Here is a 23664-nt window from a genome sequence, read left to right as displayed (position 1 = left end):
GCGGCGATCAGTCGAGGCGTGCGACCTTGGTGCGGCCGAGCGGCGGATTTTCGCGGAAATAGGCGCGCAGGCCGCGCAGGATCGCGTTCGCCATCTTGTCCTGGTAGGCCTCGTCGTTGAGCCGCTGCTCTTCCTCGGGATTGCTGATGAACGCCGTTTCCACGAGGATGGACGGGATGTCCGGGGCCTTCAGCACGGCGAAGCCGGCCTGCTCGACGTGGGCCTTGTGCAGCTTGTTGATGTCGCCCAGCTCGCTGAGTACGGCCTTGCCGAGTTTGAGGCTGTCGTTGATCGTGGCGGTCTGCGACAGGTCGAGCAGGGTGCGCGCGAGGTGGCCGTCCTGCTTGGCGAGGTTCACGCCGCCGATGAGGTCGGCGTCGTTTTCCTTCTGAGCGAGCCAGCGTGCGGCCGAGCTCGATGCACCGCTCTCCGACAGGACGAAGACCGAGCTGCCGCGCGCGTCGGGGCGCACGAAGGCGTCGGCGTGGATCGACACGAAGAGGTCGGACTGCACGCGCCGCGCGCGCGTGACGCGCTGGCCCAGCGGCACGAAGTAGTCACCGTCGCGCGTGAGCACTGCGCGCATGTTCGGCTCGGCGTCGATCTTCTGCTTCAGGCGGCGCGCGATCGACAAGGTCACGTTCTTCTCGTAGCTGCCGCGTGCGCCGACGGCTCCCGGGTCTTCGCCGCCGTGGCCGGGGTCGAGCACGATGGTGATGAGTCGGTTGGCAGCCGGGCGTGCGGAACGCCGTGCGCCCGAAACCTGGTCGGCGTTGTCGGGGCGGGCGATCTGCGCCGGCGCGTCCGCCGCCGTCTGTGCGTCGCCCGTCTGGCCCACCGCGGCATCCATCGGCGAGGACTTCTCGATCAGCGCCAGCAGGGGATCGACCGGTGTCGTGGGGTACAGGTCCAGCACCAGGCGGTGGCCGTAGTTGCCGACCGGCGCGAGGGTGAACACCTGCGGGTTGATCTCGCTCTTCAGTTCGACGACGAGACGAACCACGCCGGGGCGGTTGCGGCCGGCGCGGATCAGCTTGATGTAGGGGTCGGACTCGAGGACCTTGGACGGCAGCGACTGCAGCACGCTGTCGAATTCGACCCCTTCGAGGTCGACCACGAGGCGGTGCGGATCGGTGACCAGCAGGTGGGTGAACTTGAGCTGCGAGTTGCCTTCGATCGTGATGCGGGTGTATTCCTCCGCCGGCCATACGCGTACCGCGAGGAGGCTGGTCGCGGCCATGCCGACCGGGCTGACGAGCAGTGCGAGCGTCGCGCCGGCGAATTTCAGCAGGTCGCGCCGCGTCACGCCGGGTGCGGCCGTCATGTCGGGTTCCCGCTCAGCTCCGAATCCAGTTTGCCTATGCATGTGCGTCCTGCCTCCGTCAGTGCCAGCGCTTCGAGGCGCCGGCCCGGGCCGGATACGGTGAGGCGGATCTCGAGGTCCGGCGCGGCGATGTAGGGCGCCGCCTTGTCCGGCCATTCCACCAGACATACCCCGTTTCCGTCGAAATATTCGTCCAGCCCTGCTTCCAGATATTCTTCTGGGACTGCGAAGCGATAAAAATCAAAGTGATATAAGTTTAATCTAGAAACAAGATAAGGTTCAATCAAGGTGTAGGTGGGACTTTTCACCTTTCCGTCGTGACCGAGGGCACGCAGCGCCCCGCGCACCAGGGTCGTCTTGCCGGCGCCGAGGTCGCCGCGCAGGTAGATGACGAGGCCCGCGCACAAGGCTTTGGCAAGGGCTGCGCCCGCGGCTGCAGTGTCGGATTCGTCGTCGAGGTGAGCCGAAAGCGGGCTGCTATCATTTGCCCGGTGATGAACGTGAATCATGATGAAATCCCTGCGGATGTCGCTCCCGACGCGTCCCTGAGCGCGCTCGTCGGGCGGATGAAGGTTTGGGCCGGCGAGCTGGGCTTCGCCGATCTGGCCGTGTCCGACGTGGATCTGTCGTCGGCCGAGCCGGGGCTCGAGGCCTGGCTGGCGGACGGTTTCCACGGAGACATGGATTATATGGCGCGGCACGGCATGATGCGGGCGCGTCCGGCGGAGCTGGTGCCGGGTACGCTGCGGGTGGTGAGCGTGCGCATGAACTACTGGCCGCGGGCGGCCGACGCGCAAGCGGCGCTGGAGGATCCGCAGCGCGCCTACGTGTCGCGCTATGCCTTGGGGCGCGATTACCACAAGCTGATGCGCAACCGCCTGCAGAAGCTCGCGGAGCGCATCGCCGCCGAGGCGCCGCACGGCTTCCGGGTGTTCGTGGATTCGGCGCCCGTGCTCGAAGTCGAACTCGCGAGCCGCTCCGGGCTCGGCTGGCGGGGCAAGCACACCCTGCTGCTGAATCGCCGCGCCGGCTCGTATTTCTTCCTCGGCGAGATCTTCACGGACCTGCCGCTGCCGATCGACGCCCCCGAGGCGCCGCATTGCGGCAGCTGCCGCGCGTGCCTCGACGCGTGTCCGACCGGTGCGATCGTCGCGCCGTACAGGGTGGATGCGCGGCGCTGCATCTCCTACCTGACGATCGAGCTCAAGGGGGCGATTCCCGAGGCGCTGCGGCCGCTGATCGGCAACCGCATTTACGGCTGCGACGACTGCCAGCTCGTGTGCCCGTGGAACCGCTTCGCGCAGCCCGGCATGGAGCCGGACTTCGCGCCGCGCCACCGGCTCGACGAGGCGAGCCTGGTCGAGCTGTTCGCCTGGAGCGAGGGCGAGTTTCGCGAGCGGACGGCGGGCAGCGCGATCCATCGCATCGGCTTCGAGCGTTGGTCGCGCAATCTTGCGGTCGCGCTGGGCAACGCAGCGGGCACGCCGCAGGTGCTGGCGGCGCTGCGGGCGCGAGCGGACGATTCTTCCGAACTGGTACGCGAGCATGTCGCCTGGGCCCTCGCGCGGCACGCGTCACGGCAGGGCTGAGCTTGCGCTAGAATCCGTTTTTGTCCTGACCTGGTTTCTGCATTGGACTCCTCCCGACCCATAGGCGTATTCGATTCCGGCATCGGCGGGCTCACCGTCGTGCGCGCCCTGATGGAGCGCCTGCCGCTCGAGCGCATCGTGTATTTCGGCGACACCGCGCGGGTGCCTTACGGCGTCAAGTCGGTTGCGACGATCGAACACTTCACCGCCCAGATCACCGAGTTCCTGCTGCAGCAGGACGTCAAGATGCTGATCGTCGCGTGCAACACGATGGCGGCGGTGGCGGCCGACGTGGTGCGCCGCCTGGCGCGCGACATTCCCGTGCTCGACGTGATCGAGGCGGGCGCGCATGCGGCGGTCGCGGAGTCTAAGGGGCGCGGCATCGGCGTGATTGGCACGCCGACGACGATCAACAGCAATGCCTACGCGCGGCGCATCCATGCCCTGGATCCCGGCGTGCGTGTGTATTCGCAGGCCTGCCCGCTGTTCGTGCCGCTGGTCGAGGAGGGCTGGCTGGATCATCCGGTGACCCGGCTGACGGCGCAGGAATACCTGAAGCCGGTGCTGGCGGAGGAGGTCGGCAGTCTTGTTCTGGGCTGCACGCACTACCCGTTGCTGAAGCCGCTGCTGCGCGATGTCGCGGGGCCGGGCGTGCGTCTGGTCGACTCCGCGATCACGACCGCGGAACTGGCCGCGGCGAAACTCAAGGAACTCGGTATCGCCAGCACGCACCCGGGGCCGGCCGTATATCGCTTCGTGGTCACCGATGTGCCGCTGCGCTTCCAGACGATCGGCGAGCGTTTCCTCGGGCGCTCCCTCGGTACCGTCGAAAAGGTCGAGTGGTAGGATGCCCGCCCCGGCGGCTCAGCGCTCGGGGCCGGTTGCGACGGGCCGCGCCGGATCGGCGCACCATTCGCTCCACGAACCGGCGTAGAGGCGCGAGCCGGTCAGCCCCGCCGATTCCATCGCCAGCAGGTTGTGGCAGGCGGTGACGCCCGAGCCGCACTGGTGCACGACGCGGTGGGCGTCGCCGCCCTTCAGCAGCGCCCCGAATTCCTCGCGCAGGATCGAAGCCTGTTTGAAGTGCCCGCGGCCGTCGAGGTTGTCGCGGAAGAAGCGGTTGATCGCACCGGGGATGTGCCCGCCGACGGGGTCGAGCGTCTCGTTCTCGCCGCGATAGCGGTCGGGGCTACGGGCGTCCAGCAGCAGCATCTCCGGGTCGTGCAGATGCCCGAGAACCCAGGCGGCATCCACGACTTCCGGACGCAGCGAGACGCGGAAGGTCGCGGGGACCGGTTCGGGGACCTTCGCGGTGAGCGCCTGGCCGGCTTCCAGCCAGGCGACCAGCCCGCCGTCGAGGACCGCCACGCAGTGGTGGCCGACCCAGCGCATCATCCACCACAGGCGCGCGGCGAACATGCCGCCGGCGTCGTCATAAGCGATGACTTGGGTTTCGTTGCCGACGCCGGCACGCGCGATGCGTTGGGCGAAGGCTTCGGGATCGGGCAGCGGATGGCGGCCATTCGTACCCGTCAGCGGGCTGGACAGGTCTTCGTCGAGGTGCAGGAAGCGCGCGCCCGGGATGTGGGCACGGGCGTAGACGTCGCGGCCGAAGTCGCGGTTGGCGAGGTCGTGGCGGCAGTCGAAGATCACCCAGTCGGGGTCGTCGATGTGCTGGGCGAGTTCGTGGGCGCCGATCAGCGTACTGTAGGACGCTGACGAGCTCGATGCGTGACTGCTCACCGTGCGGGCTCCTCGGTCGTCTCGAGCCACGCGCGCGCCTCCGCCTCGTCATCGAACACGAGCACTTCGGCTTCGACGAAGAGCTGCGAGATCCACGCGCTCCATGTCAGCCACTGGTCCTGCGTGAGTACCGCGATGCGGCGGAAGTCATGCGCATGCTTGCGCGAGAAGCGGATTTCCTCCCATGCCACGTCGAGCGTGAAACCGGCCATTTCGCGCAGATCGAAGAGCAGGCTCACCGGACCCTCGAACTGGATCTTGTAATTGACCAGTTCCTCGAACTCCTTGTAGTCCGCGAGGGTGAATTCGCCGAACACGGCAACGGCGACCAGATTGGGGCGATGGTCCGTTGTGATCATGACTGCCTCCGCATGGCGACTGGATTATGCGAACTACTATATCCCCGGGCGCCAGCCGCTTCAATCTCGACCGCGGCCGTCGGGCGCGGCGCCGGGGGGCAGTGCCTGCGGCGCCGGGCGTGAGGCGAGCGACACGGCCGCGCCGCTGGCGATGATCAGCACGACGGCGATCCAGGCGTCGAGCGGTAGGATCTCGTCCCATAACAGGACGCCGAACAGGCTGGAGAAGATCACCGTAGTGTAGGCCAGATTTGCCGCGACGATGGTCTTGCCGAAGCGGTAGGCACGGGTCATCGCGAGCTGGGCGAGTGCTCCGAACAGGCCGACTCCCGCGAGCGCAGCACCGCCCTGCAGGTCGATGGCGCTTAGCTCGCCGGACAGCGCCCACGGGATGCCGAGCAGGGTCGTGATCGCCGAGAACCAGAGCACCGTCCTCGCCTCCGGTTCGCCGGCGCGGCCGAGTTCGCGCACGTTGATGTAGGCAAGGCTGGCGACGAGACCGGAGCCGAGTCCGGCGCAGGCCCCCAGCCACTGCTCCGCCTGGAGCGTCGGCTTGAGCAACAGGATGACGCCGACAAATCCCAGCGCGACCGATGCGATCACCGGCCCGCGCAGGCGCTCGCGAAACCACAGCGCGAGCAGCAGGGCGACGAAAATCGGCGAGGTGTAATTGAGCGTGACTGCCGTCGCCAGCGGCAGGACACTGATCGCATAGAAGTAACACATCAGCGCCATGCAGCCCGACAGGGCACGGGTGATCTGCAGCCGCCAGTGCGGGGTGCGCAGCGACACCCCCTGCATGCGCGCAATGAGCGCCACGACGAGCAGGCCGACGAAGCCGCGGTAGAACACCAGCTCCCCGGTGGAGAAGGTGCCGGCCCCGAGCTTGACGCACACCCCCATGCAGGCGAAGAGCAGGCTGGCGACGATCATCCAGAGCGATTGCATGGCGGTTTGGTGCGGCGCAGCGAAAGGCGACATTGAACCACACGCGCGCCGTGCAAGCGAGCGCGGGGAGGGATGGTCAGGCGCACGGCGCCGGGGTAGGCTTGCGTCATCGCGCGTCTTTGCGGGGGTGGCATGAGCTGGCTGCTGGCGCTGGATCAGGGAACGACGAGTTCGCGGGCCATGGTGTTCGACGCCGACGGGTGCGTGCGCGGAGCTGCGCAAAAGGACTTCGCCCAGTTTTTTCCGCATCCCGGGTGGGTGGAGCATGACCCGGACGAGATCCTCGCGTCGCAACTCGATTGCACGCGTGCGGCGCTGGTCGACGCCGGCATCGCGGCGGCCGACCTCGCGGCGCTCGGCATCACCAACCAGCGCGAGACGACGATCCTGTGGGAGCGTTCCACCGGCCGGGCGCTCGCTCCCGCGATCGTGTGGCAGGACCGCCGCACCGCCGCCGCGTGCGACAGGCTGCGCGCAGACGGACACGCGGACCTGATTCGCGCGCGTACCGGTCTGGAGCTCGATGCCTACTTCTCGGCCACCAAGCTGGCCTGGCTGCTGGACAATGTGCCGGATGCGCGCAGGCGCGCGGAAGTCGGAGAACTGGCGTTCGGCACCGTGGACAGTTGGCTGGTGTGGCACCTGAGCGGCGGGGCGCTGCACGTCACTGATCCGGGCAACGCCGCACGCACGATGCTGTTCAACATCCGCAGCGGTGACTGGGACGACCAACTTCTCGCGCTTTTCGGCATTCCTCGCGCGCTGTTGCCGCGCATCGTCGACAGCAGCGGCCCGTGCGGCGAGACGCATGCCGAGGTGCTCGGGGCCGCGGTGCCGATCGCGGGCATCGCCGGCGACCAGCAGGCTGCCACCTTCGGCCAGGCGTGCTTTACGCTTGGCATGGCGAAGAACACCTACGGGACCGGTTGCTTCCTGCTCATGAACACCGGCGACGAGATCGTCGCGTCGACCAACCGACTCCTGACCACGGTCGGCTGGCGCGCCCGCGGGCGGACTCGTTATGCGCTGGAAGGCAGCATCTTCATGGGCGGGGCGATCGTGCAGTGGCTGCGCGACGGCCTCGGCCTGATCCGGCATTCGGCCGAGATCGAGGCGCTCGCGGCGAGCGTTCCGGACAGCGGCGGGGTCGTGCTCGTGCCGGCCTTCACCGGGCTGGGTGCTCCATACTGGGACGCGTATGCGCGCGGTGCGCTGTTCGGCCTGACGCGCGGCACCGGCGCCGCCCACATCGCGCGCGCAGCGTTGGAGGCAATCGCCCTGCAGACCGTCGATCTGGTCGCGGCGATGGATCGCGACGGGGCCGGTCCGTTGAAGGAGCTGCGCGTCGATGGCGGCGCGGCGGCGAACGACCTGCTGATGCAGCTGCAGGCCGATCTGCTCGGCGTGCCCGTCGTGCGGCCGCAGATGCTGGAGACGACGGCACTGGGCGCCGCCTACCTCGCCGGTCTGGGGGTCGGCGTGTGGTCGTGTGAGGACGAGGTCGCGGCGCACTGGCGCGCGGAGCGGCGGTTCGAGCCCGCGATGGACGCGGATCGGCGCGAGGCGCTGATCGCCCGCTGGCATCGCGCGGTCGGGCGTTCGCGCGGCTGGGCCGAGGCGTGAGCGCGGCGACACGCCGGGACCCGGCGGCCGGGCTGGATCGAGCGTCGCTGCTCGCGCGCCTGCGCGAGACCGGCGCGTGGGACGTGGTGGTGATCGGCGGCGGCGCCACGGGGCTGGGCTGTGCGGTCGATGCGAGTGCGCGCGGCTATCGCACACTGCTGCTCGAGGCCCATGACTTTGCGAAAGGAACCAGCTCGCGCGCCACCAAGCTGATCCACGGCGGCGTGCGCTACCTCGCGCAGGGCAATCTCCCGCTGGTGCATGAGGCGCTCGTCGAGCGCTCGCGCCTGCTCGCGAACGCGCCGCATCTCGTGCACAAGCAGCGCTTCGTCGTGCCGGCCTACCATTGGCTGGATATCCCGAAGTTCGGCACTGGCCTCGCGTTCTATGACCTGATGGCGGGCATGCACGGCATCGGCCATAGCCGCGTGCTCGACGCCGCCAGCTCCATCGTCGCGCTGCCGACGCTGCGGCCGGCGGGGCTGCGCGGGGGCATCGCGTACTGGGATGCCCGGTTCGACGACGCGCGCCTCGCGCTCGCCCTGATGCGCACCCATTTCGACCTGGGCGGCCTTGCATTGAACTATCTGCCCGTCGATGGACTGATCGTCGAGGACGGGCAGGTGAACGGCGTCCTCGCGCACGACGCAGAGACCGGCGAGGCGTTTCGCATCCCCGCGGGCGTCGTCGTCAATGCAACGGGCGTATGGGCGGACGCCATCCGCCGCGCGGAGCTGCCGCAGGCGCGTGCCTTGCTCAAGCCCAGCCAAGGGGTGCATATCGTCGTCGATGCCGGCTTCCTGCCGGGACGCGACGCATTGCTGGTGCCGGAAACGGCAGACGGGCGTGTCCTGTTCATGATTCCCTGGCAGGGCCGGGTGCTGATCGGCACCACCGATTCGCCGCGCCAGGATCTCCCCCTCGAGCCTCGACCGCTTGCCGGAGAAATCGATTTCATCCTCGATGCCGTCACGCCGTATCTTGCGCGGCCGCCGGTGCGCGCGGACATCCGCAGCGTCTTCGTCGGGCTGCGTCCGCTGATCGGCGCGGGCGACAATTCGGCAACGCGCAGCCTGTCGCGCGAGCATTGCATCGAGGTGTCGCCGGGCGGACTCGTGACGATCACCGGCGGGAAGTGGACGACCTACCGCCGCATGGCCGAGGAGACCATCGATACGGCGCAGTCGGTGGCCGGGCTGGCGCGACGACCGTGCGTCACTGCCGAGCTGCGCCTGCATGGGGGTGACGCCGGCCCAACGTCGGATTGCTACGGTTCGGCGCGCACGGCCGTTGACCTGCTGCCCGGCGCCGGACACCTCGTGCATTCGGCTTTCCGCCTGACCGAGGCCGAAGTGCGCTACGCTGCGCGCTGCGAGCTCGCGCGCGGGGTGGAGGACGTGCTGGCGCGGCGGTATCGGGCGCTGTTCCTCGATGCCGCGGAAGCCGCCGCAGCAGCGCCCGCGGTTGCGCGCCTGTTGGCAGAGGAACTGGGAAGGGATGCGGCATGGTGCGAGGGCGAGGTCGGGCGTTTCGGCGAACTCGCCCACCAATACGCCCGACCCGAAGAAAAACAAGAGGGACAGTCGCGCGGCGCAAGCTGATGCCCCGCAACGCCCCATCGAGGAGACCTGTGTGACATCCGTGCGCATCGCATCGCTGACGCTCGTCACGATGATCGCTTTCGCGGCCAATTCCGTGCTGTGCCGTCTCGCATTGCAGCACACGAGCATCGATCCCGCGAGCTTTACCGTGATACGCCTGGTGTCGGGCGCCGTGATGCTTGCGATCCTGCTGCAGTGGCGACGACAGGTTCCGGGCAAGGCTGGCAATTGGGGGTCGGCGCTTGCGCTGTTCGCCTATGCCGCGGGATTTTCCTTTGCCTATGTGTCCTTGCCGACCGGTGTGGGTGCGCTGCTGCTGTTTGCAGCGGTGCAGGCCACCATGATCCTCACCGGGATCGCACGCGGCGAGCGTCTGCGGACACAGCAGACAGCCGGCCTGCTGCTGGCCTTCGGCGGGCTGGTGTACCTGCTGTTGCCGGGGCTGAGTGCGCCGCCGCTTGGCGGGGCGCTGCTGATGATCGGGGCGGGCATCGCGTGGGGCGTGTATTCGCTGCGCGGACGCAAGACATCGGACGCCCTGGCCGCCACCGGGGGGAATTTCCTGCGCACGGTGCCGATGGCACTCGCGCTCGGAATCCTCGGGAGTGGCGAGGTACGCGTCGATGCCGACGGGGCGCTGTACGCGGTGCTGTCCGGCGCCGTGGCGTCGGGGGCCGGTTATGCCGTGTGGTATGCGGCACTGCGCGGGTTGACCGCCACCAGCGCCGCGACCGTCCAGCTCAGCGTCCCGGTGATCGCGGCCGTCGGCGGGGTGCTGTTCCTCGGCGAGGCGGTGACGCTGCGCCTCGTCCTGTCCTCGGTCGCGATCCTTGGCGGCGTCGCGATCGTGTTGCTCGCGCGCCGCGCCTGATCGTCTGACTTCAGCGGGCCGGGCCGCAGCTGATGCGCTCGGCCGAATAGACGGTGGCGTTTGCGACCGTCGCGGCGAAGCGCCGTGTGCTGCGCTCGATTCGTGCGAGCAAACGCTGCATGGTGCTCGCCGGCGGCGGCTCGAGGCGGATGCGGGCGTCGCACTCGACCTCTATGACCATCCGGCCGTCGCCGGGTACGTGGAAGCGGTCGCCCGCGCCGATCCACTTGTCCTGTGAGTATCCCTCAAGTGTCAGCCACGCATGGCCGCTGGCCAGACTCACCACCCAGTCACGCGCATCATCGATCGAGAGGATTCCGCCTGCTTGCAGATCCCATTCAGGGCGAGCATATTTCGTTTCCATGATGCCTCCTGATGCCCCACTGGAGCGACCGTTGTGGCAGCCATTGTCATTGCTGGCGGCAATCGTGAAAATCGATCTTTTCTGACATGTTTGTGAATATCGCTCACATATGGAACGTCCCGGGAAACTTCCCCCATTGCCGGCGCTGCGCGTCTTCGAGGCGGCGGCGCGCCTGTCGAGCGTGTCGCGTGCGGCCGACGAACTGTTCGTCACGCACGGCGCGGTGAGCCACCAGATCCGCACGCTCGAGGAGCATCTCGGTTTTCCGCTCTTTCATCGACAGGGACGGACGGTCGTGCTGACCCCCGCCGGGGAGGAGCTCCTGCACGCCGCAAACGCCGCCCTGCGGCAGATCGCCGAGACCGTGGCGAATCTCAGGCGACGTTCCAACCCGAACCGCCTGTCGATCAGTGTGATGCCGTCCTTTGCGAGCCGCTGGCTTACGCCGCGGATCGGTACCTTCATCGATGCCCATCCGTCGGCGGAAGTGAATATCACCGCGACCGGCGCGCTCGCCGATTTCAGCCGCGACGGCATGGATCTCAGCATCCGCTGGGGACCCGGCGGCTATGGTGGGGTCAGGAGCGAACTGTTGATGGACGACGTCCTCTTTCCGGTCGTCAGTCCCGCCCTGTGCGCGGGGCATCCGCTGCGCGTGCCGGTCGATCTCGCGGGCCTGCCGCTCTTGCGTTCGGAGGGGGAAGACTGGGCGCCCTGGTTCCGTGCTGCCGGCCTCGATTGGCCCGAGCCGGCGAGCGGCCTGATGCTCTCCGACTCCGCCCTGGTGCTTCAGGCCGCACTCGAAGGACGCGGCGTCGCGCTCGCGCGCCGCAGTCTGGCAGCGTCGGCGCTGCGTGCGGGAAAATTGTTGCGCCCCTTCGACATCGCCATCGAGGCCCGTCATGCCCCCGAGGGCATTTGTGCGAACGACTTCCCGTCCGACTTGCCGTTCGCGCAGCGCCCGCAGTGGCATTACTGGATCGTGCTCCCCGAAGGGCGGCCGGACACGCCGCTGCTTCTGGCGTTTCTCGACTGGCTGCGCGCCGAGGTTGCGGCGGACCTGGCGGCGCCCCTGATGCCGCTTCCGGCCGGGCGCGGGAGCTTCGCCTCGCTGTAGGGCACCGTCCGCTCAGGCGGCCGTGGTGTCGCGCTCCCGCGCCATGCGCGTTAGTGTGACGATCGCCTCGAGGCCGCCCTCTGTGCGATTCGCGAGCTGCACCTCGCCGCCTTGTGCCCGCAACAGGTTGCGCGCGATCGCCAGCCCCAATCCGGTGCCGCCCGTTTCCCGGCTGCGCGAGGACTCCACGCGGTAGAAGGGCTCGAAGACCTTGTCCAACTCCTGCGGCGGCAGTCCGGGGCCATCGTCGCGGATGCGAAGCTCGCATGCCGCGGGCCGGGTGTGGAGCGCGATGCGCACGCGCCCCCCGAATTTGTGCCCGTTTTCGATCAGATTCCAAAGCGCGCGGCGCAGTCCGCGGACCTGCCCGCTGCAGGGCGGCACCGGTTCGCCCTCGATTTCCACGTCCCAGCCCATGTCCTGCGCGTCGTCGCGCAATGCCGCGACCAGGGCGTTCAGGTCGATCGCTTGCTTCGCTGCACTCGTGTCCAGACTGCGCGCGTAGTCCAGTCCTTCCTTGGCCAGCGCCTGCATCGCGTCCAGGTCGCTCTGGAACTTCGTGCGCAGGGCCTCGTCCTCGATCAGCTCGGCACGCAGGCGCAGGCGCGTGATCGGGGTCTGCAGGTCGTGCGAAACCGCGGCCAGGATGCGCGTGCGCTCGGCGACATGCTGCAGGATGCGTTCCTGCATGCGGTTGAAGGCGTGCGCAGCCAGGGCCGCTTCGGCGGGGCCATCGGTTGCGAGCGGCGGACGGTTCGGATCCTCGCCCAGCGCATCGGCTGCCGCCGCCAGTCGTGTGATCGGGCGCGTCGCGATGCGCACCGCGAACCAAGTGAGCAGCGTGACACCGACGAGCAGCGCCAGCAGCGAGGTCACCAGGCTGCCGGGCGGAAGCGGCGGCGGCCGCATGCCGAACATCGGCCCCGGCATGCGGATCAGCAGCGGGGTGCCATCGCCGAGCCGCAGGCTGACAAAGGACTGGGTGCGGTGCGGATGCTCCTCGTCCGGTCGCGCGCGCGACAGCACTTCGACGTTGCGGTCGGGCAGGGCCTCGCGGATGGCTGCAGCTAGCGGTGCGGAAGCGGAACTGGCCGTCGCGTCGGAAGGCGGTGGCGCGAGGGCGAAGCGCAGGCGGCGGCGCCCCACCGCGTCGATCCAGTCTTCGCGCTGTCCCGCCGGCATGTGTTCGAGCACATCGACGGCTGCCGCGATCTCGCGTGCGACGCCCTCGAACAACACCTCGCGCGCATAGCGGTCGCGTTCGCTGAGGAACAGCGCGAGGCTCACCGCCAGCACGACCACCATCCCGCCCAGCCAGATCAGCATGAGCCGGGCGAACAGCGTGCGGGTCCAGCGGGTTTTCATGGAGCCTCGCCTTCCGGCGCGACCGGCGACACTGCACATGCCAGCACGTAGCCCTCGTTGCGCACCGTCTTGATGATCTCGGGTTCGCGCGCGTTGTCGCCCAGGCGCTGGCGCAACCGGCTTACCAGCAGGTCGATCGAGCGGTCGAAGACGTCCGCCTCTCGGCCCTGGGTCAGCTCCATCAACTGGTCGCGGTTCAGCACCCGCTGCGGATGCGACAGGAATACCGACAGGAGCCGGTACTCGGCGCCCGACAAGGGCACGACCGTGCCGTCGGTGCCGACGAGGTGACGGCCCACTGTATTCAGGCGCCAGTGGGCGAAGCCCAGTTCGGTCGCGTGCTGCACCTGTGCGGTCTCGAGATTGGGCGGCAGCGCGCGTGCGCGGCGCAGGATCGCGCGGATGCGCGCGAGCAGTTCGCGCGGGACGAAGGGCTTCGGTACATAGTCGTCCGCGCCCATCTCCAGCCCGAGGATGCGGTCCATGTCCTCCCCGCGCGCGGTCAGCATCAGGACCGGGGTGTTCGCATGAGGGCCGGCTGCGCGCAGGTTGCGGCACAGGGTCAGGCCATCCTCTCCGGGCAGCATCAGGTCCAGCACGATCAGGTCGACGCGGTGGCGGTCGAGTGCCGCCTTCATCTCGCGCCCGTCGGCGGCGGTCGTGCAGCGCAATCCCTGCTTTTCGAGGTAGTCGGCCAGCAGCGCGCGGATCTCGCGGTCGTCGTCGACGATCAGGATATGGTCGGGTGCGTTCGTCATGTTCATTAGATGGGTTCGGCAGGGCGGTCGCGCGCCCCCGGGACTTCGGGTCGATCGAATCTTACGGCCGCGTGGCCGCCGGTTTGTATCCCAGAGTATCGCCCACGGCACGCGAAACACAGCCATTCAATCCGCCTTCCTGCGGACAAATCCCGCTTACACGGCGGTGCTGAAATGACTCTGCCGCCCACAAGGGGCGAACCCCCTCACCAACCGGAGAAGGATCATGAAAACGTGGATGAAGAATTCGTTCGCCGCCGCGCTCGTCGCGACGATCGGCATGGGAGCGGGCGGCGCGTTCGCGGCGCCGTGGGGCGATTGCGACGGCCCGCGCGGTGGCATGCACCGGATGCACCGCATGGACCCGGCCGCGATGTCAGAGCAGATGACCCAACGGCTCGCGACTCTGCAGACGGCGCTTTCCCTGAAACCCGAGCAAGCGCTGGCGTGGGAGCAGTTCAAGAGCGTGATGCAGGACAAGGCGCGCAGAATGTCCGAGCATATGCAGGCGATGCGCACCCAGGAGCGTCCGAAGACCGTGCCGGAACGCATGGAGCGCATGGAATCCTTCGCGAAGGAACGCCTGGCCTCGATGCAGGATGTCCGCAAAGCCACCGAAGCCTTGTATGCCGGACTCGATACGACGCAGAAAAAGACCTTCGACGAGCAGTTCCCGATGTTCGGCCCGCGCGGGATGGGGCGAGGCGGCAAAGGCGGCATGGGACCCGGACGCATGGGGCCGGGCATGGCCCCTCAGGGTGGCGGTGCGGGCTGAGTCGCATCCGCTCGGCATGGAGCAATAGAAAAAGGCCGCGTCTTGTGGACGCGGCCTCCAGCTTTGGCGGGCCTGATGGCGGCCCGCCTATGCCCCTTTGATCAGTGGAACTGCTCTTCTTCGGTCGAGCCGGTCAGCGCCTTCACCGAGGACGAACCGCCCTGGATGACGGTGGTCACGTCGTCGAAGTAACCGGCGCCGACTTCCTGCTGGTGCGACACGAAGGTGTAGCCCTGCTCGCGAGCGGCGAATTCCTTCTCCTGGACCATCTCGACGTAGTGCTTCATGCCTTCGCCGCGAGCGTAAGCGTGCGCGAACTGGAAGGTGTTGAACCAATTGACGTGGATGCCGGCCAGCGTGATGAACTGGTACTTGTAGCCCAGCGCCGACAGCTCGTCCTGGAACTTGGCGATGGTCTTGTCGTCGAGGTTCTTCTTCCAGTTGAACGACGGCGAGCAGTTGTACGACAGCAGCTTGCCCGGGCAGGCAGCCAGCACGGCCTGCGCGAACTCGCGGGCGAAGCCGAGGTCCGGCGTGCCGGTCTCGCACCACACCAGATCGGCGTACGGGGCGTAGGCGACACCGCGGCTGATGGCCTGCTCGAGGCCGTTCTTCACGCGGTAGAAGCCTTCCTGCGTGCGCTCGCCGGTGAGGAAGGGCTTGTCGTTGGCGTCGTGGTCCGAGGTGATCAGGTTCGCGGCTTCAGCGTCGGTACGGGCCAGGATCAGGGTCGACACGCCCATCACGTCGGCGGCGAAGCGGGCCGAGATCAGCTTCTCGATCGCTTCCTGCGTCGGCACGAGCACCTTGCCGCCCATGTGGCCGCACTTCTTCACGGCAGCCAGCTGGTCTTCGAAGTGCACCCCGGCGGCGCCGGCGGCGATCATGTTCTTCATCAGCTCGAAGGCGTTCAGCACGCCGCCGAAACCGGCTTCCGCGTCAGCGACGATCGGCAGGAAGTAGTCGATGAATTCCTTGTCGCCCGGGTTGATGCCGCGCGACCACTGGATCTCGTCTGCGCGCTTGAAGGTGTTGTTGATGCGGCGAACCATGGTCGGCACCGAGTCGTAGGCGTACAGCGACTGGTCCGGGTACATGGTCTCGGAGGTGTTGCCGTCGGCGGCGACCTGCCAGCCAGACAGATACACGGCCTCGAGGCCTGCCTTGGCCTGCTGCATCGCCTGACCGGCGGTGATGGCGCCGAAGGCGTTCACATAGCCCTTCTTGGCGCCGCCGTTGACCTTCTCCCACAGCTTTTCGGCGCCGCGCTTGGCCAGGGTGTGCTCGATCGGCAGGGAGCCGCGCAGGCGGACGACATCGGCTGCGGCGTAGCCGCGCTTGATGCCTTTCCAGCGGGGGTTTTCGGCCCAGTCTTTCTCGAGGGCGGCGATTTGCTGTTCGCGGGTCAGGGTCATGACAGTTCCTTCTCGACTGATGGTTTACAAGCTGGTTTCAACTCGGCGGCACGTCCGCCCGGTGTGTCCCGGTCGGGTGAGTCCTGCCGGTACGAGGGGCGCTGAAGCGTCCTCGTGTGGAAAAAAGTATAGGGACGATCTCGCTTTGCAGCAATAAGTCTTATATAAGATATAAGAAATTATTTGCGGCAAGAAAATCAGGTATTTGCGCGTAACTTTTCACATTGTGAGAGCACGATTGGCGTTGTGAAATGAATCGCTGCTGCGACGCGCAAGATCCGCCGCGAGTTTTCCTCATGCGATGCCAGGGACGCGGGCAGGATCGCCGGGCTTGCACGCCGAACGCGCTGCGGGTCCGCGGCGGCCCGCGCGGAGCGAGAGGGAGGGGTGGGGCAGGGGTGGGCAGGGGCCGGTGCATGCACTCCGGCCCCGCGATGCTCAGAGCAGGGACGATTCCGAAACCACGACGCCGTCCTCGTCCGCGTAGACGAACTGTCCGGGCACGAAAGTGACGCCGCCGAATGTCACCGCCAGATCCTTGTCGCCGACGCCCTTCTTGATGCTCTTCTGCGGATGGGTGCCGAGCGCGAACACGCCGATGTCCATGCCGCCGATCGCCTTCGAGTCGCGAATGCAGCCATACACGATCACGCCGGCCCAGCCGTTCTTGACCCCCAGCAGGGCCAACTGGTCGCCGACCAGCGCACAGCGCATCGACGCGCCGCCGTCGATCACGAGCACGCGGTCCTTGCCCGGCCCCTCCAGCGCGGTGCGCACGAGCGAGTTGTCCTCGAAGACCTTGAGCGTCGCGATCTCGCCGCCGAAAGCGGCGCGGCCGCCGAAGCTGCGGAACATCGGGCTCACGATGCGGAGTTTCCCTTCGTGGGCGTCGCAGAGGTCGGCTGTCTGGATTTCCATGCTTGCGTTTCCTTGTTTGCTGGCGGTGGATAGGGGGTGATGACACACGCAAATTCGCGCGTGGTTCGGGGTGGGACGATAAACCAGCACGGCACACAAAAAAAGGGCGACCCGCAGGTCGCCCTTTCCGATTGCGCCGGGTTAGCGGCGTCCGGATGCTCAGACGGTGGCCGCTTCGGTCTGGTCGAAGACCAGCTTCACCTTCCCTTCGCCATCGAGATCGATCGTCACCTTGCCGCCATGCACGAGGCGTCCGAACAACAGCTCGTCGGCGAGCGCCGAGCGGATCGTGTCCTGGATCAGGCGTGCCATCGGCCGCGCGCCCATCACCGGATCGAAGCCCTCGGAGGCCAGCCAGCCCTTGAGCTCGTCGGTGAAGTGCGCCTCGACCTTCTTCTCGTGCAGTTGCGCCTCGAGCTGCATGAGGAACTTGTCGACCACGCGCAGGATGATCTCGTTGTCGAGTGGCTTGAAGGAGATCGTCGCGTCCAGCCGGTTGCGGAACTCTGGCGAGAACATGCGCTTGATCTCGCCCATCTCGTCGCCCACTTCGCGCTTGGCCGAGAAGCCGATCACCGACTTCTGCATCATCTCCGCGCCGGCGTTGGTCGTCATGATGATGATCACGTTGCGGAAGTCCGCCTGCCGGCCGTTGTTGTCGGTCAGCGTGCCGTGGTCCATCACCTGCAACAGGATGTTGAAGATGTCCGGGTGCGCCTTCTCGATCTCGTCGAGCAGGAGCACGCAGTGCGGCTTCTTCGTGATCTGCTCGGTCAGCAGGCCGCCCTGGTCGAAGCCGACGTATCCCGGCGGCGCACCGATCAGGCGACTCACCGCATGGCGCTCCATGTATTCCGACATGTCGAAGCGCACGAGCTCGATGCCCATCGTGAAGGCGAGCTGTCGCGCCACCTCGGTCTTGCCGACGCCGGTGGGGCCGGAGAACAGGAAGCTGCCGATCGGCTTGGCCGGATTGCCCAGGCCGGAGCGCGACATCTTGATCGCCTTGGCGAGCGCCTCGATCGCTGCTTCCTGACCGAACACGACGTTCTTTAGGTCGCGGTCGAGATTCTTCAGCGCGGCCTTGTCGTCGCTCGACACGGTGCGTGGCGGGATGCGCGCCATCTTCGCGACGATGTCCTCGATCTCGCCCTTGCCGATCGTCTTGCGCTGCTTCGACTTGGGCAGGATACGCTGCGCGGCGCCCGCTTCGTCGATGACGTCGATGGCCTTGTCGGGCAGCTGGCGATCATTGATGTAGCGCGCGGACAGCTCCGCAGCCGAGCTCAGCGCTGCGGTCGAGTACTTGACGCCGTGGTGCTCCTCGAAGCGGCTCTTGAGTCCCTTCAGGATCTCCACCGTTTCGGCGACCGAGGGCTCGGTCACGTCGACCTTCTGGAAGCGCCGCGACAGCGCATGGTCCTTCTCGAAGATCTGGCGGAACTCGGAATAGGTCGTCGCGCCGATGCACTTCAGCTGGCCCGACGAGAGCGCCGGCTTGAGCAGGTTGGACGCATCCAGCGTACCGCCGGACGCGGCGCCCGCGCCGATCAGCGTGTGGATCTCGTCGATGAACAGGATGGCGTTGCGCGTTTCGCGCAGCTGCTTCAGCACGGCCTTCAGGCGCTGCTCGAAATCGCCACGATACTTGGTGCCGGCGAGCAGGGCGCCCATGTCCAGTGCGTATACCTGCGCCCCTTCGAGCACTTCCGGGATGCGGCCTTCGACGATACAGCGCGCCAGGCCTTCCGCGATCGCAGTCTTGCCGACCCCAGCCTCACCGACCAGCAGGGGATTGTTCTTGCGCCGCCGGCACAGCGTCTGGATCACCCGCTCGAGCTCGCGTTCACGCCCGATGAGCGGATCGATCTTGCCGATGAGGGCCTGCTGGTTGAGGTTCTGCGTGTAGTTCTCGAGTGCGCTGTTGGCCTGCGCGCCCTCGCTTTCCTGTTCGCCCTGTTCCTGCGGCTCGCTCTTGCCCGCGGGCGGCTGCCCCTGCTGCGGGGACTTCGAGATCCCGTGCGAGATGAAATTCACTACGTCCAGCCGCGAGATGTTCTGCCGCTGCAGGAAATACACCGCGTGCGAATCCTTCTCGCCGAAGATCGCCACGAGCACGTTGGCGCCGGTCACTTCCTTCTTGCCCGATGACTGGACGTGCAGGATCGCACGCTGGATCACGCGCTGGAAGCCGAGCGTCGGTTGCGTGTCGATCTCGTCCGTGCCTTCGACCTTGGGGGTGTGCTCGTTGATGAAATTCGTCAGTTCCCGACGCAGCTCCTCGACGTTCGCTGCGCAGGCGCGCAGGACCTCGGCTGCAGAGGGGTTGTCGAGCAGCGCGAGCAGCAGGTGTTCGACGGTGATGAACTCATGCCGCTTTTGCCGGGCTTCGACAAACGCCATGTGCAGACTGACTTCAAGCTCTTGCGCGATCATTCTCAGTTTTCCTCCATCACGCATGCCAGCGGATGCTGGTGCTGACGGGCGAAGGATACGACCTGTTCCACCTTGGTCGCCGCGACGTCCTTCGCGAAGACGCCGCAGACCCCCATGCCCTCTCTGTGGACTTGGAGCATGACCCGCGTAGCCCGTTCGCGGTCCATGCCGAAAAATTTCTGCAGCACAACGATGACGAAATCCATGGGCGTGAAGTCGTCATTGAGCAACAGCACCTTGTATAGGGGCGGGGGCTTGGTGCGAGAGCGCTCCGCCTCGAGTATGTACTCGCCCTGTTTATGCGTGGCCATGCGGTCCATTCTAATCAAGTGGAGGCGGAGTGCAACAAGTCTCGGGCAGCCCCGGAAGGGCTTCCGTGCTTGTGTGGAAGTGCGCCGATGCGACAAGCGGCATATTGCGGCGCAGCGTATGGCGGGAGGCGGATAACGGCGTTGGAATAGCTGCAGACCGAGTCGAGATCGGCATTTTCAGGACGTTTCCGCCGTTGCGTTGCAGCAATTTCGCGGGTAAGAAATTGTTGACGCTGTGCTGACAAATGCGTAAAAGCAGGACGGGTGCGAGATGCAAAGTTCAATGCACTGGTTCTGTAGTCTCGGCTGCTTTCGGGGTCTCTGGCTTGGCAGTACTGGTAACGCTTCACTGAGCATTCATGCACTGAAGGGGGAGACCCCGCATCGTTTTAAGTAATCTGTTGAAGGATCAAGGCAACATGGCAACTGGTACCGTTAAGTGGTTCAATGACTCCAAGGGTTTTGGCTTCATTACTCCGGACGACGGTAGCGAAGATCTTTTCGCTCACTTCTCCGCGATCAATATGGCCGGCTTCAAGACGCTGAAGGAAGGCGAAAAAGTTTCCTTCGAAGTCACCCAGGGTCCGAAGGGTAAGCAGGCCTCTAACATCCAGAAGGCCTGATGTCCCTTTAGTCCGGAAGGCCGTACGCCGTAGCGAAAGGCCTTCAGGAAAAACAAGAGGCCGCCGGAGTGATCCGGCGGCCTCTTGTTTTGTACGCTGCGTCCCTGGAGCAGGCCGCAGCCTGCAAGGGTGCTTACTTCAGCTTCACTTCCTTGTACAGGACGTGCTTGCGTGCGACGGGGTCGTACTTGTTGAACTCGAGCTTGTTCGGGGTGGTGCGCTTGTTCTTCGAGGTCGTGTAGAAATGACCGGTACCTGCGGTCGATTCCAGCTTGATCTTTTCGCGGCCGCCTTTAGCCATTTGAATCTCCGTTCAGTTGCTGCGCTGTTCGCGCGGTGTCTCAGATTTTCTCGCCGCGGGCGCGCAGCTCGGACACGACGACGTCGATGCCCTTCTTGTCGATGGTGCGCAGTGCAGCGTTGGACACGCGCAGGCGGATCCAGCGGTTTTCAGCTTCGCTCCAGAACCGGCGGTTTTGCAGGTTCGGGAGGAAACGACGCTTGGTCTTGTTGTTGGCGTGGGAAACGTTGTTTCCCACCATCGGTGCCTTACCGGTCACTTGGCAAACGCGAGCCATATGTTGCTCCAGGGAATTCGGATTGCGGAAAACGCAGGATAATAGCCGATGTTCCCCCGAGGGGGCAAGTCTCGAGTGCGATTGCCGCGAAAGGCGGTGTCACGAGGCGGGGGTTACAGCAAGCCGCGTTCGGCGAAGGAGAGCGGGCGCGCGTGGGCGGTGACGATGAAGTGGTCGAGGACGCGCACGTCGACGAGGTCGAGCGCCTGCTTGAGGTTGCGGGTCAGCAACTCGTCGGCGGCGCTCGGTTCGCTGGCGCCGGAGGGGTGGTTGTGCGCGAGGATTACGGCCGCGGCGTTGCGCGAGAGGGCGAGTTTGACCACCTCGCGAGGGTAGACGCTGGTCTGCGTCAGGGTTCCGCGAAAGAGCTCGACGGCCTCGATCAGGCGATTGCGGGCGTCAAGCAGCAGTACGCAGAAGACCTCGTGCGGCAGGCTGCCGATGCGCAGTCGCAGCCAGTCGCGCACCGCGGACGGTGAGTCGAACACGTCGCGCGTGGCCATCTCTTCGCTCAGGGCGCGTCGCGCCAGTTCCATGACCGCCTGCAGTTGGGCATACTTCGCGAGCCCCATGCCGGGCACTGCAGCGAAATCGCCTGCTGGTGCGGCGCACAGGCGGGTGAGTGAGCCGAAGCGCTCGAGCAGGTCGCGGGCGAGATCGACGGCGCTCTTGCCGCGGACGCCGACGCGCAGGAACAGGGCGAGGAGTTCGGCGTCGGAGAGGGCCGCCGGCCCGCGTCCGAGGAGTTTTTCGCGCGGCCGTTCGTCTTCCGGCCAGTCGGTGATAGCCATGTGGGGGGGCAGTCTGTGGGTGAGCGAATAATTGTAAGGCATATGTCATGTGCGAATTGAAAGGGCGCAAGCTGGTCCTCGGCGTGACCGGTGGGGTGGCCGCCTACAAGGCGGCGGAGCTCGTGCGGCTGCTGGGCAAGGCCGGCGCGGACGTGCACGTCGTGCTGACCGAGGGCGGCGCACGCTTCGTGACGCCGGTGACCTACCAGGCGCTGTCGGGCAATCGGGTGTGGACGGACCTGTGGGATGCGCGCATGGACAACAACATGGCGCACATCGATCTCACGCGCGGTGCGGATGCGGTGCTGATCGCGCCGGCGACGGCGGATGTGATGGCCAAGCTGGTGCAGGGGCGGGCCGACGACCTGCTGAGTACGCTATGCCTCGCACGCGAGTGCCCGTTGCTGGTTGCGCCGGCGATGAACCGCCAGATGTGGGAGCACCCGGCCACCCAACGGAACGTGGCGCAGTTGGTCGCTGACGGGGTGACGGTTTTCGGGCCGGCCGCCGGCGACCAGGCGTGCGGGGAAGTGGGCATGGGGCGCATGCTGGAGCCGGAGGAGCTGCTCGAGCACGTGATCGCGTTCTTCCAGCCCAAGCTGCTCGCGGGGCGCAAGGTGGTCCTGACTGCCGGGCCGACCTTCGAGGCGATCGACCCGGTGCGCGGGATCACGAACACCAGCTCGGGCAAGATGGGCTATGCGCTGGCCCAGGCCTGCGTGCGCGCCGGTGCGGAAGTCGTGCTGGTGAGCGGCCCGACGGGGCTGCCCGTGCCGACGGGGGCGCGCCGCGAGGACGTGCGCAGCGCCCTGCAGATGCGCGATGTGGTGATGGCGGCGCTGCCGGGGGCGGACGTATTCATTGGCGTCGCGGCGGTGGCCGACTATCGTCCGGCCGAGGCTGCCGAGCACAAGGTGAAGAAGTCGTCTGCCGAGATGACGCTGCGGCTCACGCCCAATCCCGACATCCTGGCCGAGGTCGCTGCGCGCGAGAATGCGCCGTTCTGCGTCGGCTTTGCTGCGGAGAGCCGCGACCTGGATGCCTACGCGGAAGGCAAGCGGCGGGCCAAGCGCCTGCCGATGCTGGTGGGCAACCTGGTGCAGGATGGTCTGGGCAGCGACGACAACCTGGTGATCCTGTACGACGACGCGGGCCGCCATCCGCTCGAGCGCGCACCCAAGACCGAGGTCGCGCGCAGGATCGTCGAACATCTGGCCGGTCTGCTGAAGACGGCTGCCAACTGAGAGCGAAAATGCACCGAATCGACGTCAAGATCCTCGACGATCGCTTGCGCGATCACAAGCCGTCCTACGCCACGCCGGGTTCTGCCGGGCTGGACCTGCGCGCCTGCCTGAATGCGCCGGTGACGCTTCACCCGGGCGACTCCACGCTCATCCCGAGCGGCCTGGCCATTCACCTCGCCGATCCCGGGCTCGCCGCGATGGTGTTGCCGCGCTCGGGGCTCGGACACAAGCACGGGATCGTGCTGGGCAATCTGGTCGGCCTGATCGATTCCGACTACCAGGGGCAAATCTTCGTATCGGTGTGGAACCGCGGCCGCGCGAGTTTCACGCTGCAGCCGATGGAGCGTATCGCGCAACTGGTCGTGGTGCCGGTGCTGCAGGTCGGCTTCAACGTCGTCGATGAATTCCCGGAAAGCGATCGCGGCGAGGGCGGGTTCGGCAGCACCGGCAAGCATTGATGCATGCGGGGATTCCCGTCGGGGTGCATGTCCTGCTCGAACGCGAGGGCGGGATCCTGCTGATGCGCCGCGCCGGTACGGGCTTCTTCGACGGGCTCTTCAGCCTGCCCGGGGGGCACGTCGAGTCGGGCGAATCGCTGGCCCGCACCGCGGTGCGCGAGATGCGCGAGGAGCTCGGGATCGTGATCGACCCGGCGGCCTTGGCAAACATGGGCGTCGTGCATCGCCGCTCGGACACGAACCGGGTCGATTTCTTCCTTCGCGCCAAGGCGTGGTCGGGCGAGCCGCGCATTTGCGAACCGGACAAGTGCGATGCGCTGGGCTGGTTCCCGCGTGGGGGGCTGCCGGCGAATACGGTGGCCTATGTGCGCGACGCGCTGGCTGCGGGGGAAGGGCCGTGGCTGCTGGAGCTGGGCTGGCAGGCACCCGACCGGGGCGCTATCGAGAGGTAAT

General features: G+C 66.8%; 26 protein-coding genes. 11 read left to right on the top strand and 15 right to left on the bottom strand.

Annotated elements, in window-relative coordinates:
- Positions 1-7: 7 nt before the first annotated feature.
- A complete protein-coding gene (locus U5817_RS18410; RefSeq protein ID WP_169129714.1) occupies positions 8-1324 on the bottom strand; it encodes an N-acetylmuramoyl-L-alanine amidase in 1317 nt (438 codons plus the stop codon).
- The gene (tsaE, locus tag U5817_RS18405; RefSeq protein ID WP_407278357.1) at positions 1321-1833 is read right to left on the bottom strand and encodes a tRNA (adenosine(37)-N6)-threonylcarbamoyltransferase complex ATPase subunit type 1 TsaE; all 513 of its coding nucleotides are present in this window, start codon (positions 1831-1833) and stop codon (positions 1321-1323) included. Before tsaE ends, U5817_RS18410 begins: the two co-directional genes overlap by 4 nt.
- Here tsaE and queG point away from each other — a divergent pair.
- Positions 1819-2913 (top strand): tRNA epoxyqueuosine(34) reductase QueG, encoded by a 1095-nt coding sequence (queG, locus tag U5817_RS18400; RefSeq protein WP_407278356.1) that lies wholly within the window; start codon positions 1819-1821, stop codon positions 2911-2913. The genes tsaE and queG overlap by 15 nt on opposite strands.
- 111 nt (positions 2914-3024) lie before the next feature.
- A complete protein-coding gene (gene murI / locus U5817_RS18395) occupies positions 3025-3759 on the top strand; it encodes a glutamate racemase (protein WP_407281098.1) in 735 nt (244 codons plus the stop codon).
- 18 nt (positions 3760-3777) lie between these two features.
- Here murI and U5817_RS18390 read toward each other — a convergent pair whose 3' ends face one another.
- The 3 genes from U5817_RS18390 to U5817_RS18380 are packed head-to-tail and all read right to left on the bottom strand — an operon-like array spanning position 3778 to position 5963.
- Positions 3778-4656: a sulfurtransferase gene (locus U5817_RS18390; RefSeq protein ID WP_407278355.1), complete on the bottom strand. Its 879-nt coding sequence runs from the start codon at positions 4654-4656 to the stop codon at positions 3778-3780.
- A complete protein-coding gene (locus U5817_RS18385) occupies positions 4653-5015 on the bottom strand; it encodes an STAS/SEC14 domain-containing protein (RefSeq protein ID WP_407278354.1) in 363 nt (120 codons plus the stop codon). Before U5817_RS18385 ends, U5817_RS18390 begins: the two co-directional genes overlap by 4 nt.
- A gap of 60 nt (positions 5016-5075) precedes the next feature.
- The gene (locus U5817_RS18380; RefSeq protein ID WP_407278353.1) at positions 5076-5963 is read right to left on the bottom strand and encodes a DMT family transporter; all 888 of its coding nucleotides are present in this window, start codon (positions 5961-5963) and stop codon (positions 5076-5078) included.
- Between the two features lie 132 nt (positions 5964-6095).
- Here U5817_RS18380 and glpK point away from each other — a divergent pair, with 132 nt between their 5' ends.
- Genes glpK through U5817_RS18365 form a run of 3 tightly spaced genes read left to right on the top strand, consistent with a single transcriptional unit; the run spans position 6096 to position 10058 of the window.
- Positions 6096-7586, top strand: a complete 1491-nt coding sequence (glpK, locus tag U5817_RS18375) for a glycerol kinase GlpK (RefSeq protein ID WP_407278352.1) — start codon at positions 6096-6098, stop codon at positions 7584-7586.
- Positions 7583-9187: an FAD-dependent oxidoreductase gene (locus tag U5817_RS18370; protein WP_407278351.1), complete on the top strand. Its 1605-nt coding sequence runs from the start codon at positions 7583-7585 to the stop codon at positions 9185-9187. Before glpK ends, U5817_RS18370 begins: the two co-directional genes overlap by 4 nt.
- Before the next feature lie 31 nt (positions 9188-9218).
- On the top strand, positions 9219-10058 hold the full coding sequence (locus U5817_RS18365) for a DMT family transporter (protein WP_407278350.1): 840 nt from the start codon (positions 9219-9221) through the stop codon (positions 10056-10058).
- Positions 10059-10068: 10 nt separating this feature from the next.
- Here the strand turns inward: U5817_RS18365 and U5817_RS18360 are convergent, their stop codons facing one another.
- Positions 10069-10422: a DUF2917 domain-containing protein gene (locus U5817_RS18360; protein WP_169129737.1), complete on the bottom strand. Its 354-nt coding sequence runs from the start codon at positions 10420-10422 to the stop codon at positions 10069-10071.
- Between the two features lie 136 nt (positions 10423-10558).
- Here U5817_RS18360 and gcvA point away from each other — a divergent pair, with 136 nt between their 5' ends.
- Positions 10559-11539: a transcriptional regulator GcvA gene (gene gcvA / locus U5817_RS18355; RefSeq protein ID WP_407278349.1), complete on the top strand. Its 981-nt coding sequence runs from the start codon at positions 10559-10561 to the stop codon at positions 11537-11539.
- A 12-nt stretch (positions 11540-11551) separates the two neighbouring features.
- Here gcvA and U5817_RS18350 read toward each other — a convergent pair whose 3' ends face one another.
- Complete coding sequence (locus tag U5817_RS18350; protein WP_407278348.1) at positions 11552-12904, bottom strand: ATP-binding protein; 1353 nt, start codon at positions 12902-12904, stop codon at positions 11552-11554.
- Positions 12901-13662: a response regulator gene (locus tag U5817_RS18345; RefSeq protein ID WP_169129756.1), complete on the bottom strand. Its 762-nt coding sequence runs from the start codon at positions 13660-13662 to the stop codon at positions 12901-12903. The genes U5817_RS18350 and U5817_RS18345 overlap by 4 nt, the downstream gene beginning before the upstream one ends.
- Before the next feature lie 226 nt (positions 13663-13888).
- Between U5817_RS18345 and U5817_RS18340 the strand changes: the two genes are divergently transcribed.
- Complete coding sequence (locus U5817_RS18340; RefSeq protein ID WP_407278347.1) at positions 13889-14437, top strand: Spy/CpxP family protein refolding chaperone; 549 nt, start codon at positions 13889-13891, stop codon at positions 14435-14437.
- Between the two features lie 101 nt (positions 14438-14538).
- On the opposite strand, the gene aceA is transcribed toward U5817_RS18340, so the two are convergent.
- The 4 genes from aceA to clpS form a co-directional block, all read right to left on the bottom strand.
- Complete coding sequence (gene aceA / locus U5817_RS18335) at positions 14539-15852, bottom strand: isocitrate lyase (protein WP_169129745.1); 1314 nt, start codon at positions 15850-15852, stop codon at positions 14539-14541.
- A 438-nt stretch (positions 15853-16290) separates the two neighbouring features.
- Positions 16291-16770 (bottom strand): ribonuclease E activity regulator RraA, encoded by a 480-nt coding sequence (gene rraA, locus U5817_RS18330; RefSeq protein ID WP_169129846.1) that lies wholly within the window; start codon positions 16768-16770, stop codon positions 16291-16293.
- Between the two features lie 159 nt (positions 16771-16929).
- Positions 16930-19206, bottom strand: coding sequence for an ATP-dependent Clp protease ATP-binding subunit ClpA (gene clpA, locus U5817_RS18325; RefSeq protein ID WP_169129845.1), 2277 nt, complete (start codon positions 19204-19206; stop codon positions 16930-16932).
- Positions 19207-19208: 2 nt separating this feature from the next.
- The gene (gene clpS / locus U5817_RS18320) at positions 19209-19517 is read right to left on the bottom strand and encodes an ATP-dependent Clp protease adapter ClpS (RefSeq protein WP_169129844.1); all 309 of its coding nucleotides are present in this window, start codon (positions 19515-19517) and stop codon (positions 19209-19211) included.
- A gap of 419 nt (positions 19518-19936) precedes the next feature.
- Here clpS and U5817_RS18315 point away from each other — a divergent pair, with 419 nt between their 5' ends.
- Entirely contained in the window at positions 19937-20140 is a 204-nt protein-coding gene (locus U5817_RS18315) for a cold-shock protein (RefSeq protein ID WP_018990831.1), read from the top strand.
- A 133-nt stretch (positions 20141-20273) separates the two neighbouring features.
- Here U5817_RS18315 and rpmG read toward each other — a convergent pair whose 3' ends face one another.
- The 3 genes from rpmG to radC all read right to left on the bottom strand — a co-directional run bounded on the left by rpmG (position 20274) and on the right by radC (position 21509).
- A complete protein-coding gene (rpmG, locus tag U5817_RS18310; protein ID WP_018990830.1) occupies positions 20274-20441 on the bottom strand; it encodes a 50S ribosomal protein L33 in 168 nt (55 codons plus the stop codon).
- Between the two features lie 40 nt (positions 20442-20481).
- Complete coding sequence (gene rpmB, locus U5817_RS18305; RefSeq protein ID WP_050416864.1) at positions 20482-20718, bottom strand: 50S ribosomal protein L28; 237 nt, start codon at positions 20716-20718, stop codon at positions 20482-20484.
- Between the two features lie 113 nt (positions 20719-20831).
- Positions 20832-21509: a DNA repair protein RadC gene (gene radC / locus U5817_RS18300; protein WP_407278346.1), complete on the bottom strand. Its 678-nt coding sequence runs from the start codon at positions 21507-21509 to the stop codon at positions 20832-20834.
- A 47-nt stretch (positions 21510-21556) separates the two neighbouring features.
- Between radC and coaBC the strand changes: the two genes are divergently transcribed.
- The 3 genes from coaBC to U5817_RS18285 are packed head-to-tail and all read left to right on the top strand — an operon-like array spanning position 21557 to position 23663.
- Entirely contained in the window at positions 21557-22753 is a 1197-nt protein-coding gene (gene coaBC, locus U5817_RS18295) for a bifunctional phosphopantothenoylcysteine decarboxylase/phosphopantothenate--cysteine ligase CoaBC (protein ID WP_407278345.1), read from the top strand.
- 8 nt (positions 22754-22761) lie between these two features.
- Positions 22762-23211 (top strand): dUTP diphosphatase, encoded by a 450-nt coding sequence (gene dut, locus U5817_RS18290; RefSeq protein WP_018990826.1) that lies wholly within the window; start codon positions 22762-22764, stop codon positions 23209-23211.
- Positions 23211-23663, top strand: coding sequence for an NUDIX domain-containing protein (locus U5817_RS18285; protein WP_211167163.1), 453 nt, complete (start codon positions 23211-23213; stop codon positions 23661-23663). The genes dut and U5817_RS18285 overlap by 1 nt, the downstream gene beginning before the upstream one ends.
- The last annotated feature ends 1 nt before the right edge of the window (position 23664 follow it).

The sequence above is a fragment of the Aromatoleum evansii genome (genome assembly GCF_045689615.1).
Lineage (GTDB): Bacteria > Pseudomonadota > Gammaproteobacteria > Burkholderiales > Rhodocyclaceae > Aromatoleum > Aromatoleum evansii.
This window is presented reverse-complemented; position numbering and strand designations above follow the sequence as displayed.

Excerpts from the sequence above, each read along its gene's own strand:
- U5817_RS18410 (WP_169129714.1), bottom strand. The coding sequence starts at position 1,324 with ATGACGGCCGCACCCGGCGTGACGCGGCGCGACCTGCTGAAATTCGCC.
- queG (WP_407278356.1), top strand. The coding sequence starts at position 1,819 with ATGAACGTGAATCATGATGAAATCCCTGCGGATGTCGCTCCCGACGCG.
- tsaE (WP_407278357.1), bottom strand. The coding sequence starts at position 1,833 with ATGATTCACGTTCATCACCGGGCAAATGATAGCAGCCCGCTTTCGGCT.
- murI (WP_407281098.1), top strand. The coding sequence starts at position 3,025 with ATGGAGCGCCTGCCGCTCGAGCGCATCGTGTATTTCGGCGACACCGCG.
- U5817_RS18385 (WP_407278354.1), bottom strand. The coding sequence starts at position 5,015 with ATGATCACAACGGACCATCGCCCCAATCTGGTCGCCGTTGCCGTGTTC.
- U5817_RS18380 (WP_407278353.1), bottom strand. The coding sequence starts at position 5,963 with ATGCAATCGCTCTGGATGATCGTCGCCAGCCTGCTCTTCGCCTGCATG.
- glpK (WP_407278352.1), top strand. The coding sequence starts at position 6,096 with ATGAGCTGGCTGCTGGCGCTGGATCAGGGAACGACGAGTTCGCGGGCC.
- U5817_RS18360 (WP_169129737.1), bottom strand. The coding sequence starts at position 10,422 with ATGGAAACGAAATATGCTCGCCCTGAATGGGATCTGCAAGCAGGCGGA.
- U5817_RS18350 (WP_407278348.1), bottom strand. The coding sequence starts at position 12,904 with ATGAAAACCCGCTGGACCCGCACGCTGTTCGCCCGGCTCATGCTGATC.
- U5817_RS18345 (WP_169129756.1), bottom strand. The coding sequence starts at position 13,662 with ATGACGAACGCACCCGACCATATCCTGATCGTCGACGACGACCGCGAG.
- U5817_RS18340 (WP_407278347.1), top strand. The coding sequence starts at position 13,889 with ATGAAAACGTGGATGAAGAATTCGTTCGCCGCCGCGCTCGTCGCGACG.
- aceA (WP_169129745.1), bottom strand. The coding sequence starts at position 15,852 with ATGACCCTGACCCGCGAACAGCAAATCGCCGCCCTCGAGAAAGACTGG.
- rraA (WP_169129846.1), bottom strand. The coding sequence starts at position 16,770 with ATGGAAATCCAGACAGCCGACCTCTGCGACGCCCACGAAGGGAAACTC.
- clpA (WP_169129845.1), bottom strand. The coding sequence starts at position 19,206 with ATGATCGCGCAAGAGCTTGAAGTCAGTCTGCACATGGCGTTTGTCGAA.
- clpS (WP_169129844.1), bottom strand. The coding sequence starts at position 19,517 with ATGGCCACGCATAAACAGGGCGAGTACATACTCGAGGCGGAGCGCTCT.
- U5817_RS18315 (WP_018990831.1), top strand. The coding sequence starts at position 19,937 with ATGGCAACTGGTACCGTTAAGTGGTTCAATGACTCCAAGGGTTTTGGC.
- rpmG (WP_018990830.1), bottom strand. The coding sequence starts at position 20,441 with ATGGCTAAAGGCGGCCGCGAAAAGATCAAGCTGGAATCGACCGCAGGT.
- rpmB (WP_050416864.1), bottom strand. The coding sequence starts at position 20,718 with ATGGCTCGCGTTTGCCAAGTGACCGGTAAGGCACCGATGGTGGGAAAC.
- radC (WP_407278346.1), bottom strand. The coding sequence starts at position 21,509 with ATGGCTATCACCGACTGGCCGGAAGACGAACGGCCGCGCGAAAAACTC.
- coaBC (WP_407278345.1), top strand. The coding sequence starts at position 21,557 with ATGTGCGAATTGAAAGGGCGCAAGCTGGTCCTCGGCGTGACCGGTGGG.
- dut (WP_018990826.1), top strand. The coding sequence starts at position 22,762 with ATGCACCGAATCGACGTCAAGATCCTCGACGATCGCTTGCGCGATCAC.
- U5817_RS18285 (WP_211167163.1), top strand. The coding sequence starts at position 23,211 with ATGCATGCGGGGATTCCCGTCGGGGTGCATGTCCTGCTCGAACGCGAG.